The following is an 11,352-nucleotide window of genomic DNA, read 5'->3' as shown; positions in this document are numbered from 1 at the left end:
ATGAGCCGCATGGATGCGGCGAAAGGCTTAATGGGCCAGGGATGGCCCATGTAAGCCGGCCCCCGGAGCAGCACCGGAGCGAGGGAAGTTTCGCGTAGCGAAACCCGGATGTCGGGGTGCCCTTCTTTGGCACACCTTTCTTGGGCAAGCAAGAAAGGTGTGGCGCCCGTAAGGGGCGCAACCCAAACGCTCAGTACACGCGGTAATGGATAGTTCTAAGTCCGCAAGCGATACGCACACAAACTTGCCAGTCCGGTGTCAAGCGTATCTTCCCCGCGAGAATGCGAAGAGCCATGAAAAAAGGGGCCTTGCGGCCCCTTCGGGAAATCTGTCCGGTGCTGGCGTTGTTGTCGCCGCTTTCGTCGCCCGCCTGGTTGGGCAGTGCGGACCCGGGTGCCGGTGCGATCCGGTAGGACCGTCGGCGCCGGCTCACCTGGTTGGGCGAGGCCGGTAGGACTTGTCGTCCGGGCCGTGAAACTGAGAGAAAGCTTACGCCTGCCGCACCGAAATAAGATTGCGAAGATTGCTTTTCAATCCAACGATTGCGCAATTAATCGCTAAAGGAGCACTATTTACCGCAATGCAATAACGAGCTGTTAAAAAAAATGGACAAACTCGATCGTTACGACCTGAACATTCTTGCCGAATTGCAGCGCAATGCCGCCCTGTCCAATCAGGAGCTGGCCGAACGCATCGGCCTGTCACCCTCGCCCTGCTCACGCCGGGTCAAGCAACTGGAAGACGATGGCTACATCACCGGCCAGGTCGCCCTGCTCGACCGCAAGAAACTCGGCCTGAGCCTGACCGCCTACGTCCTGATCGGCATGGACCGGCATACGCCGGAACGCTTCGAGCATTTCCAGGACGAAATACGCAAATGCCCCGAGGTGCTGGAGTGCTGCCTGGTCACCGGGATGGACGCCGACTACCAGCTCAAGGTGGTGGTGCCGGACATGGATCATTACCAGAAGCTGCTACTGGGCACCCTGACTCGCATCGATGGCGTATCCAGCGTGCGCTCGAGCTTCGTGCTGCAGCAGATCCTGTCCAGCACCCAGTTGCCGCTGCAGCACCTGCGCGACTGAAAGTCGCAGGGAGAAACGGATCATGCCGCGGTCCAAGTCAGGGCGCGTATAATCGCCGCCCTGTTTTTCCCGTCCGAATCCCGAGGTCCCATGGAAACCGAACAATTCGAAGCCCTGATGATGTACGTGCTGGTGGGCGGGCTGATGCTGTTCATGTTCTTCATCATCTGGGACCTGGCGAAGAAGTCCAAGGCCGGCCGTCTCGGCACCGCCATCCTGTTCCTCGGCCTGGGCCTGTGCCTGTTCGCCTTCCTGGCCAAGCCGATCATCACCTACATCATCGAGACGGCGCGCGGCATCCACGGCTGAGGTAGCACCCAGCGCCCGCCACGCGTCCGACCGCTTCCGGGCCGCCTTGGTAAGGCGGCCCAGCCGTTAACCCAAGGAGTTTCACATGAGCGCCGCCAATCTGGTGATGCAGAGCTATGGACGCTGCTGCGCCAGCCCCGCCTTCTTCGACGATTTCTACCGCCACTTTCTCGCCAGTTCGCCGCTGATTCGCGAGAAGTTCGTCGATACCGACATGAGCGCGCAGAAGCAGCTGCTGCGCCAGGGCATCATGAATCTGGTGATGCATGCCCGCGGCATGCCGGACAGCAAGCTGCGCGCCCTTGGCGAATCGCACTCGCGCCAGCGCCTGGATATCCGCCCCGAACTCTACGACCTGTGGCTCGACGCGCTGCTGCTGACCATCAGCGAACACGACAAGGAGTGCGACGCGGACATACGCCAGGCCTGGCGTGAAGTGCTGAACAAAGGTATCGCCGTGATCAAATCCGGTTATTGATTCAGGTCATCCCGCCAGGGTCGACCTCTGCGACAAAACGTCCGCTGCGCGGTGACCACCGCGGCCGTCGCCGTTCTCCTCCTGCACCCGTCGTCCAGCGGCGACACGGGAACCCTGGTGCGCGCGGCGCACCCTACAGGGACACGGCGGCGTAGGGTGCGCCGTGCGCACCACTTCCGGAAATGACGCCACCCCTATGGCAATAACGCCGGCACCTCGCGCCACTGGCCGGGTTGCAGACCATCCAACGTCCAAGGGCCGATGGCCACACGCACCAGGCGCAGCGTGGGCAGGCCCACCGCGGCGGTCATGCGCCGTACCTGGCGGTTGCGCCCCTCGCGAATCACCAGCTCCAGCCAGCTGGTCGGCACGCTCTTGCGAAAACGTACCGGCGGATTTCTGTCCCACAACTGCGGCTCGCCCAATAGACGCGCCTCGGCCGGCAGGGTCGGGCCGTCATTGAGCGTCACGCCATCACGGAGCTGCTGCAGCTGCGCCTCGCTCGGCTCGCCCTCGACCTGCACCCAGTAGGTCTTCGGCAGCTTGTGCCTGGGGTCGGCGATACGCGCCTGCAGACGGCCGTCGTTGGTCAGCAGCAGCAGGCCTTCGCTGTCGCGATCGAGGCGCCCGGCCGGATAGACGCCGGGCACCTCGACGAAATCCCTGAGGGTGGCGCGGCCCTGCTCGTCGTTGAACTGGGTCAGCACGTCGAACGGCTTGTTCAGCAACAACAGGCGCGGCTGGGCGGGTGGCGCCTTGGCCACGCGACGGGGAGCGGCTGGGCGACGAGAGGCAGGGGGACGAGGACGTGGCATGCAACGGGCTTCGGCGGAACGGGGCTGCGCAGTGTAACCCACGATAAGCGGCACTGATGGTGCTTCACAGTGGCACGGCGGCAGCTAAGCTGCTGACTCAACCTGCCATCGGGAGCCAACCATGAGCAACAACGCCGAACTCGCCACCTTTACCGGCTGGGCCGCCACCGCGCCCAAGGCACCATTGGAGCCCCTGAGCTATGACCCCGGCCCGCTGGGGGCCGAGGAAGTCGAGATCGCGGTGGAATACTGCGGCATCTGCCATTCCGACCAGTCGATGATCGACAACGAGTGGGGCAACGCGCGCTACCCCTTCATCCCCGGCCATGAAGTGGTGGGCACCATCGTCCGCCTCGGCGAGCAGGCGCGCGGCCTCAAGCTGGGCCAGCGCGTCGGCATCGGCTGGTACAAGGGCAGCTGCATGCATTGCGGCTCGTGCATGGAGGGCTCGCACCAGCTGTGTCGTTCGGTCAAACCCACCATCGTCGGCAGCCACGGCGGTTTCGCCGACCGCCTGCGCTCGCACTGGGCCTGGGCCGTGCCGCTGCCCGACGGGCTCGACCCGGCACTGGTCGGCCCGCTGTTCTGCGCCGGCTCCACGGTGTTCAGCCCGCTGCTGGAATTCGACATCAAGCCCACCGACCGCGTCGGCGTGGTCGGCATCGGCGGCCTCGGCCACCTGGCGCTGCGTTTTCTCAACGCCTGGGGCTGCGAGGTGACCGCCTTCACCTCCTCGCTGAACAAGCAGGACGAAGCCAGGCGCCTGGGCGCGCACAAGGTGGTGGCCTCCACCGACAGCGCGGCGATGAAGGCGATTGCCGGCACGCTGGACTTCCTCCTGGTCACCGCCAGCGCCGATCTGGACTGGCAGGCGCTGATCGCCACCCTGCGCGGCAAGGGTCGCCTGCACTTCGTCGGCATCGTGCCCAGCGCCATACCGGTGCACGTGTTCAACCTGATCCCGCAGCAGAAGAGCCTGTCCGGCTCGCCGGTGGGCTCGCCGAGCACCATGGCGACGATGCTGGAGTTCTGCGCCCGCCACCAGATCCTGCCGCAGGTCGAGCAATTCCCCATGAGCCAGGTGAACGCGGCCATCGACCACCTGCGCAGCGGCAAGGCGCGCTACCGCGTGGTGCTCGACGCGAGCAAATGACAGCACAGGCGCGGAGCTGGCATGCTCTGCGCCCCGCTTCATCCAAGTTGCCCGCCGCCATGCCGCTGACGCTCGATACCCCCAGCCCTGCCGAACTGCCCATCCTGGTGGAAATCTGGGAGGCCGCCGTGCGCGCCACCCACCACTTCCTGCCGGAGAGCGACCTGCAGGTGATCAAACCGCTGCTGCGCGAGCATTATTTCCCGGCCGTGCAGCTGACCTGCGCGCGCGATGATGCGGGGCGGATCCTGGGTTTTCTCGGCACGACCGAGGGCATGGTGGAAATGCTCTTCGTCGACCCGGCCTGTCACGGCCAGGGCGTAGGCAAGCGGCTGATGCTTCATGCCATCGACGAACTGGGCGCCACGCGGGTCGACGTCAACGAGCAGAACCCCCAGGCCGTCGGTTTCTACCAGCACCTGGGTTTCGTGGTGACCGATCGCTCGCGCCTGGATGGCGGCGGGCGGCCCTTCCCGATTCTGCATATGGCGCTCAGCCCATAGGCCAGGCGTCGGCTATCCCTTCCAGTGCACGCTTGAGCTCGACCCGGCTGGCCGCCGCGGCGAGGCTGATGCGCACCGCATGCCCCGGATTAGCCTCCACCGCGAACACCTCGGCCGGCACCACCTCGACGCCATGCTGCCGACAGGCCTCGGCCAAACCAGCCGGCGGCGCGCCATCGAGCCACAGGTGCGGCGCCACCGCCCTGCCCTGCGGCATACGTGGCCCGAGCACCCGCGCGGCCAGGCGCCAGCGCTGCTGCAATTCCTCGATCTGCCAGGCCAGGCGCCGTTCGGCGATGCCGCTTTCGACCCATTCGCAGGCCAGCGCCAGGCTCAGCGGCGTCACGGCCCAGCGGGTAGCCTGAGCCTCGGGGTCGATACGCTCGAGCAGCTCGGGTGCGCCGGCGATAAAGCCCAGGCGCAAGCCCGGGGCCACGCTCTTGGACAAACTGCTGATCAGCAGGCAGCGTTCGGGCACCTGCACCGCGAGTGGCGCGGCGCTACCGAGCACGCCGTAGACGTCATCCTCGACGATCCACAGCTCGCGTCGGCGCGCCACCTCGGCGATGGCGGCGCGCCGCTCGGCGTCCAGGCTGGCGCCGGTGGGGTTCTGCAGGCAGGGCGTAAGCACCACCACGCGAGCACCGGTGGCACGTGCCTGGCGGTCGAGGTCATCGGGCAGGATGCCGCGCTCGTCCATCGCCACGCCATGCAGCGGCAGGCGCAACTGGCGCGCGGCGGCCTTGATCCCCGGCGCGGTGAAGCGCTCCACCAGAATCGGCTCGCCGGCCTCGCACAGCGCCAGCAGCGCTGCGGAGACGCCCTGCTGGGCGCCGGCGCAGAGCAGCAGGCCGTTCGGCGCCAGTTCCAGGCCGCGGCGGCGCAGCCAGGTGGCGCCGGCCAAGTGCGCACGCTCGACCAGCGCCGCCGAAGGATAGGCCTGCAGCCCATCCAGCTCGCCGCGTGCAGCCAGCGCAGCAAGGCTGACGGACAGGTCGCGGTTGTCCGGGTCGTGCACCGGCACATTGGTCGACAGATCGATCAGCGCGCCCTGCGCGGCCGGTTGTTTGAGGCGGAACAGGCTCGCCTCGCGGCTACCGGCCAATACATAAGTGCCGCGGCCGACCTCGCCGGAAACCAGATGGCGACGCGCCGCCTCGCGGTAGGCGAGCATCACCGTGCTCGGGTTGATACCCAGCGTCCAGGCCAGGCGCCGCTGCGGCGGCAGGCGTTCGCCGGGCTTGAGTTCACCTCGGCCGATGGCGGCAGCAATGGCCTCCACCAAGGCGAGGTAGGTGGGCAAGGAACTGCCGGTCAGGTCAGGGAGCCACATTGTTTGCCATGCAATATAAAGATTTACCCATACAATGCGCCGCACTAGCATCGGGGTCAACACCACCCGGAGTGCCCGTCATGTTCGACCTCGCCCAACTGCGCCAGAGCGCCCAACTGGTTCACCGCCATATGGCGTCCACGCCGCAGCTGAGCTGGCCGCTGCTGTGCGAGCGCACCGGCTGCGAGCTGTGGGTCAAGCACGAGAACCACGCTCCCACCGCCGCCTTCAAGGTGCGCGGCGGGCTGGTCTATATCGACGCGCTGCTGCGCCGCGAGCCGCAGGTGCGCGGGCTGGTCACCGCCACCCGCGGCAACCATGGCCAGAGCCTGGCCCTGGCCGCGCGTCAGGCCGGCCTGGCGATCCGCATCCTGGTGCCGCACGGCAACGCCCGCGAGAAGAATGCGGCGATGCGCGCCCTTGGCGCCGAGGTGATCGAACATGGCCGCGACTTCGACGAAGCGCGCGCAGAGGCCGCGCGCCTGGCCGAACGCGACGGACTGCACTGGGTGCCGTCACTGCATGAGGACCTGGTGCGCGGCGTGGCGACCTACGCCCTTGAATTGCTGGAGGCTGTACCGAACCTGCGCCGGGTGTACGTGCCCATCGGCCTCGGCTCGGGTATCTGCGGCATGATCCGCACCCGTGACCTGCTCGGCCTCGACACCGAAATCGTCGGCGTGGTCGCCAGCGGCGCCGATGCCTACGCGCAGAGTTTCGAACAAGGTTGCCTGGTACAGACCGAACGCGCCGTCACCCTGGCCGACGGCATGGCCTGTCGTCAGCCGCAGCCACTGGCGCTGGAGATGATCCGCGCCGGCGCCGCGCGCATCGTGCGCGTGACTGATGAAGAGATCCGCGCCGCCATCCGCGCCTATCACGAGGACACCCACAACCTCGCCGAAGGCGCCGGCGCCGCGGCACTGGCCGCGCTGATGCAGGAGCGCGAGCGCAACGCCGGCCAGCGCGTGGCCGTGGTGCTCAGCGGCGCCAATATCGACCGGCTGGCGCTGGCCGAGCTGCTGCGCGACGAGGCGCCAGCCGCAGCCTGAGCTAGCGGAACGGCGGCTCGTCGAAGCTGCGCAGCTTGCGCGAATGCAGCGAGTTGAGCTGGCTACGCATCAGTTCCAGCGCGGCGATGCCGATATGCAGATGCTGGGTCACCGCACGCTCGTAGAAGGCCCCGGCCGCGCCGGGCAGCTTGATCTCGCTATGCAGGGGTTTGTCCGACACGCACAGCAGCGTGCCGTAGGGCACCCGCAGGCGATAGCCCTGCGCGGCGATGGTGCCGCTCTCCATGTCCACCGCCACCGCGCGCGACAGGTTGATCAGCGGCCGTTCCTGTGCCCAGCGCAGTTCCCAGTTGCGATCGTCGTAGGTGAGCACGGTGCCGGTGCGCAGGCGTTTCTTCAGCTCGTCGCCCTCTTCACCGGTAACCAGCTTGGCCGCTTCCTGCAGCGCCTGCTGCACCTCGGCCAGCGCGGGCAAAGGGATATGTGGCGGCAACACGCGATCGAGAATGCCGTCGCGACGCATATAGGCGTGGGCCAGCACGTAGTCGCCGATGGTCTGCGATTGGCGCAGGCCGCCGCAGTGGCCGATCATCAGCCAGCAATGCGGGCGCAGCACGGCCAGGTGGTCGGTGATGTTCTTGGCGTTGGACGGGCCGACCCCTATGTTGACCAGGGTAATGCCGTGACCGTCCGCGGCCTGCAGGTGGTAGGCCGGCATCTGATAGCGGTGCCAGACCACGTTCTCGATCACTGCCTGCATCTCGCCTTCGGCCATGCCGCGCTCGACCACCACATTGCCCGGCAGCACCATGCGGGTGAAGCGCGAGTCCCCCACCAGCATGTCCAGACCATGGCGAATGAACTGATCGACATAGCGGTGATAGTTGGTCAGCAGAATCCACGGCTGCACATGGCGCCAGTCGCTGCCGGTGTAGTGCTGGATGCGCTTGAGCGAGAAGTCGGTACGCGCCGCGTCGAACAGTGCCAGCGGCAGCGGGTCGATGTTCTCCCAGTCGTACAGGCCGTCGGCAGTGCCGTCGGTGGCGGCGGACAGGTCGGTGCTGGGGAACACCCGCGCCAGCTCGGCAGCGGTCACGCCGCTGCCGGCCAGCTCGTCGCCGCCGTCGACCACGTAGGGGTAGGGAATGTTCTGCTGGCTGCGGCCGACCTCGACACGCAGGGTGAAGTCATTCATCAGCGGGCGCAGCTGCTCCAGCAGGTATTTGCGGAAGGCCGCCGGCTGGGTCACGGTGATCGCATAGGTGCCGGGCACCTGCACCTTGGCGTAGGCGCGCACGGTGGTCGGCACCTCGCCCTGGCACAGGTAGGTCAGGCGCAGTTCGGGGTAGCGGAACAGGCAGTGTTCGCTGGCATCCGGGCGGATGCGCTCCTTGAGGTAGCGTTTGAGCGCATGGCTCAGGGCACCGGTGGCTTCCTGGTGCAACGCGGCAAGGCGGTCGACCGCTTCTTCGGGAGTGTGGGCAATGATGAAATCATCTGAGCAGGCTTTCACGGCGCATCTTCCTGACTGAACGTTCGCGCCTATCTTGCCTGCATACGGTGACGAAAACATAGCGCGCGACGCCCTGCCGGCCGCTAGGCTTAGGGCAATCAGCCAGCCAGAGTGTCAGCTCATGCTCCGCATCGCCGCGCCATTGCTGCTTGCCCTGATCGGCTTCGCCACTCAAGCCGGCGAACTCGACGGCCACTATCACGTGGTGCTCGACGGCCAGCCGAGCGAGCTGATCCTGCGCCAGCACGGCGCCGCAGTGGAAGGCGAGTACGTGGAGAGCAAGCACCTGCGCCTGACCGTCAAGGGCCGCTACGACGGCAAGCTGCTGCGTGCCGAGATCAGCGATCCGCGCTCGGGTCTGTTGCTGGCCAACATGAATGCCACCTACGCCAATGCCATGCTCAACACCAGCATCGCCGCACGCGATCCGCGCAACGGCCAGGTGCTCGAGCGCCAGGCCCTGTTCCAGCGCATCGCCGCCCCCGCGGCGCAAACGCCGCCGGTAGCCACGCCAGGCAGGCAGGACCCGGCACTTGTCGGTACCTGGGTACACGAGAAGATCATCGACAGCGGCGGCGCCAGTTTCGCTTCGCTCACGACCCTGCTGACCCTGCAACTGAACGCCGATGGCAGTGCCACGCAGTGGACCCGTTCGGTCGGCGGCGGCAGCGACTGGAGCTACGACAGCCCCGGCGAGGTGCAATACAGTGGCCACTGGCGCAGCCAGGACGGCTTGCTGCTGGTGCGCCTGGCAGGCGCTGCCGACTATCAGCCGGCTGCCTACTACCGTTTCAGCGACCAGGCCCTGATCACCGAAAGCAATACCGGCAAGATGATCTGGCAGCGCCGCCGTTAGCGGCGCGAGCTCAGCTGGCGCTGTGGTGCAGGCGCACGTTGAACAGCGGCCCCTGGCTGAAACGCGACAGGGCCTTGGCTGTGGCCAGCACGCCCAGGTCGACCAGCGGCTCGATCAGGATCACGCTCATGTAGGCCAGGCCGAAACTGGCCACTGCCGCCAGGTTCTCGCCAGCCAAGCCCTGACCGTAGAAGGCCCAGAACGCCACCCAGGCGACGATGCCGCCCTGATAGGCGGTCGACAGCGCCAGCGCCTGCTTGTAGGAAAGGTCCACATAGGCCGTGCCCGGCGCGACGATGCGCTTGGCCAGCAGGCTGATACCCCACAGCGGCACTAGCAGGGTGGTGACGTTCATGCCGTACTGCGGCAGGTCGAACTGGGCGAACAGCAGCCCCTGCAGCAGCAGGCCGGCAGCCAGACCGATGGCCGTGGCACCGGCGCCGAACAGCAGCAGCAGGGTCGAGCCGAGAATCAGGTGCACCTCGGAAACCCCCACCGGGTGATGCGGCAACACCTCGAAGAAGCAGAACACCAGGGCAGTGGTCAGCAGGCTGCGCAGCGCCAGGGCGAGCACCCCGCCGTTGTCGCGGATGGCATCGCGCGCCAGTTTGGCGGTCAGGCCCAGGGCCGCGACGGCCGTTGCATAGCTGAGGAAGATCTTGGCGCCTTCGACGACACCGGGTTCGATATGCATGCGAGTTCCTTGGTCGCGCCCACCGCGCGACGAGTTTGAGGATCAATGGGTTCGATGGCAGGTCTCCTGGCTCACGGCTTGGCACTTCGCCCGCCTTCCCGACCGAAGTCAGTGGCATCGAGGGCATCGTTCGCCGCTTACAGTTGCGGGGGCAGCCAGGGCATTGGCGACGCAGCGCCGCACCCTGTTCCCTTTTCATCCGCGCGCCAGAGGCGGCGGAACCATCGGCGGCAACCTTACTCCGCCGCCAGAGCAAAAGACAGCATTGGCGCTCGATCGCCGCGCGCTCAGGCCTTCGACAGCAGCCGGAGCAGGCGCTGTGCCCCTTGTGGCGCATGCCAGGTGCGGCAGCGGAAAGCATCCCCGCTGTGTCGCTGCTGGCTGAACGCAGGCTGTCCGGAAAGCGCCCGATCTGCCCGCAAATGCGCCAACTGTCACACGGCCAAGGATAAACGTAACTTTTTATTACAATGACGTCGTAGTATTTCCGTACTCGCGTCGGCGCTGGCCACGCGAGCCTGCAGGCCCATCATCCAGTCACGAGAGCGCATATGAAGAAGACCCTGATCGTTGCGTTGACCGCCCTGTTCGCAACCGGCGCCATGGCCGCCGAACAGCAACCTCACTGGACCTACGACGGCAAGGAAGGCCCCGAACACTGGGCCCAGCTGGACCCAGGCTACGAAACCTGCGCGATCGGCCACGCCCAATCGCCCATCGACATCCGCAATGCCACGCGTGCCGCCCTGCCGCGCATCGCCTTCGACTATCAGGCCAGCCCGGCCGAAGTGGTGAACAACGGCCACACCGTCCAGGTGAACCTGGCCAATGCCGGCGGCATCGAGATCGACGGCAAGCCCTATCGCCTGGTGCAGTTCCATTTCCATACGCCCAGTGAGGAACACATCGCCGGCAAGGCATTCCCGATGGTGGCGCACTTCGTCCACCAGGCCGCCGACGGCCGCCTGGCGGTGGTCGCGGTGCTGTTCAAGGAAGGCGCGCAGAACCAGGCCCTGGCTCAGGTGTTCGACGCCATGCCACCCAGGGCAGGCGACAAAGTCGAACTGGCCGACAGCTTCACGCCGCAGGCCGTGCTGCCACAGCAGCAGGGCTACTACGCCTTCGCCGGCTCACTGACCACGCCGCCGTGCAGCGAGAACGTGCAATGGCGTGTACTGAAGCAACCCGTCGAGCTATCCCACGCACAACTGCTGCAGTTCCAGCACCTGTACGCCATGAACGCACGCCCGATCCAGGCGCTTCACGACCGTCAAGTGCTGGAAAGCGACGACTGAACCCGATGCGCCGGCCGCATGGCCGGCGCATCGTTACACCAACTCGACATCCCCGCTGGAGCGGGGAACACATATCCCGCCTTTATCGCAATGATGTTCACAAGAAACGGTGGAACGCGATCAGTCCCCTCGCCCCTCCGGGGAGAGGGTTAGGGAGAGGGGAAAATGGCAGTCCCGCGGTGTTTTCGGCCCTCTCCCCTAACCCCTCTCCCATAAATGGGAGAGGGGAACGAAGCGTGTACAACCTTAAGTGAACAGCATTACACCTTTATCGCGCTTTCCCTGTGTTCGGTTCATCCCCGCTG

12 protein-coding genes and 1 riboswitch are annotated in these 11,352 nt (G+C 66.2%); of the genes, 8 read left to right on the top strand and 4 right to left on the bottom strand.

The annotated features are described in order from the left end of the window. Window positions 1–605 precede the first annotated feature (605 nt). The 3 genes from BLS61_RS18040 (at window position 606) to BLS61_RS18030 (ending at window position 1,872) form a co-directional block, all read left to right on the top strand. Window positions 606–1,085 carry an Lrp/AsnC family transcriptional regulator gene (locus BLS61_RS18040; protein ID WP_004424680.1) on the top strand — a complete coding sequence of 160 codons (480 nt, stop codon included), beginning with the start codon at window positions 606–608 and terminating at the stop codon, window positions 1,083–1,085. A 90-nt stretch (window positions 1,086–1,175) separates the two neighbouring features. Then, window positions 1,176–1,394, top strand: a complete 219-nt coding sequence (locus tag BLS61_RS18035; protein ID WP_003240295.1) for a DUF2788 domain-containing protein — start codon at window positions 1,176–1,178, stop codon at window positions 1,392–1,394. Window positions 1,395–1,479: 85 nt separating this feature from the next. Next, window positions 1,480–1,872, top strand: a complete 393-nt coding sequence (locus BLS61_RS18030) for a globin (RefSeq protein WP_090433128.1) — start codon at window positions 1,480–1,482, stop codon at window positions 1,870–1,872. 194 nt (window positions 1,873–2,066) lie between these two features. On the opposite strand, the gene BLS61_RS18025 is transcribed toward BLS61_RS18030, so the two are convergent. Beyond that, window positions 2,067–2,687, bottom strand: a complete 621-nt coding sequence (locus tag BLS61_RS18025; RefSeq protein ID WP_090433126.1) for a pseudouridine synthase — start codon at window positions 2,685–2,687, stop codon at window positions 2,067–2,069. Between the two features lie 121 nt (window positions 2,688–2,808). On the opposite strand from BLS61_RS18025, the gene ahr reads away from it, so the two are divergent. Both ahr and BLS61_RS18015 read left to right on the top strand, forming a co-directional pair. Next, window positions 2,809–3,840, top strand: a complete 1,032-nt coding sequence (gene ahr, locus BLS61_RS18020; RefSeq protein WP_090433124.1) for an NADPH-dependent aldehyde reductase Ahr — start codon at window positions 2,809–2,811, stop codon at window positions 3,838–3,840. A gap of 59 nt (window positions 3,841–3,899) precedes the next feature. Further along, a complete protein-coding gene (locus BLS61_RS18015) occupies window positions 3,900–4,343 on the top strand; it encodes a GNAT family N-acetyltransferase (protein WP_090433154.1) in 444 nt (147 codons plus the stop codon). Here the strand turns inward: BLS61_RS18015 and BLS61_RS18010 are convergent. Beyond that, window positions 4,333–5,676: an aminotransferase-like domain-containing protein gene (locus BLS61_RS18010; RefSeq protein WP_090433122.1), complete on the bottom strand. Its 1,344-nt coding sequence runs from the start codon at window positions 5,674–5,676 to the stop codon at window positions 4,333–4,335. The genes BLS61_RS18015 and BLS61_RS18010 overlap by 11 nt on opposite strands. Before the next feature lie 80 nt (window positions 5,677–5,756). Here BLS61_RS18010 and BLS61_RS18005 point away from each other — a divergent pair, with 80 nt between their 5' ends. Beyond that, the gene (locus BLS61_RS18005; protein WP_090433120.1) at window positions 5,757–6,728 is read left to right on the top strand and encodes a threonine dehydratase; all 972 of its coding nucleotides are present in this window, start codon (window positions 5,757–5,759) and stop codon (window positions 6,726–6,728) included. 1 nt (window position 6,729) lies between these two features. Here BLS61_RS18005 and amn read toward each other — a convergent pair whose 3' ends face one another. Continuing rightward, window positions 6,730–8,202: an AMP nucleosidase gene (amn, locus tag BLS61_RS18000; protein ID WP_090433119.1), complete on the bottom strand. Its 1,473-nt coding sequence runs from the start codon at window positions 8,200–8,202 to the stop codon at window positions 6,730–6,732. 121 nt (window positions 8,203–8,323) lie between these two features. On the opposite strand from amn, the gene BLS61_RS17995 reads away from it, so the two are divergent. After that, window positions 8,324–9,058 carry a hypothetical protein gene (locus tag BLS61_RS17995; protein ID WP_090433117.1) on the top strand — a complete coding sequence of 245 codons (735 nt, stop codon included), beginning with the start codon at window positions 8,324–8,326 and terminating at the stop codon, window positions 9,056–9,058. Between the two features lie 10 nt (window positions 9,059–9,068). Here the strand turns inward: BLS61_RS17995 and BLS61_RS17990 are convergent, their stop codons facing one another. Further along, window positions 9,069–9,752, bottom strand: a complete 684-nt coding sequence (locus tag BLS61_RS17990; protein WP_090433115.1) for an energy-coupling factor ABC transporter permease — start codon at window positions 9,750–9,752, stop codon at window positions 9,069–9,071. A 39-nt stretch (window positions 9,753–9,791) separates the two neighbouring features. Next, window positions 9,792–9,993, bottom strand: a riboswitch (cobalamin riboswitch). 310 nt (window positions 9,994–10,303) lie between these two features. On the opposite strand from BLS61_RS17990, the gene BLS61_RS17985 reads away from it, so the two are divergent. Beyond that, window positions 10,304–11,047: a carbonic anhydrase gene (locus BLS61_RS17985; protein WP_090433113.1), complete on the top strand. Its 744-nt coding sequence runs from the start codon at window positions 10,304–10,306 to the stop codon at window positions 11,045–11,047. The last annotated feature ends 305 nt before the right edge of the window (window positions 11,048–11,352 follow it).

This window comes from Ectopseudomonas guguanensis, from assembly GCF_900104265.1.
GTDB classification, from domain to species: domain Bacteria; phylum Pseudomonadota; class Gammaproteobacteria; order Pseudomonadales; family Pseudomonadaceae; genus Aquipseudomonas; species Aquipseudomonas guguanensis.
This window is presented reverse-complemented; position numbering and strand designations above follow the sequence as displayed.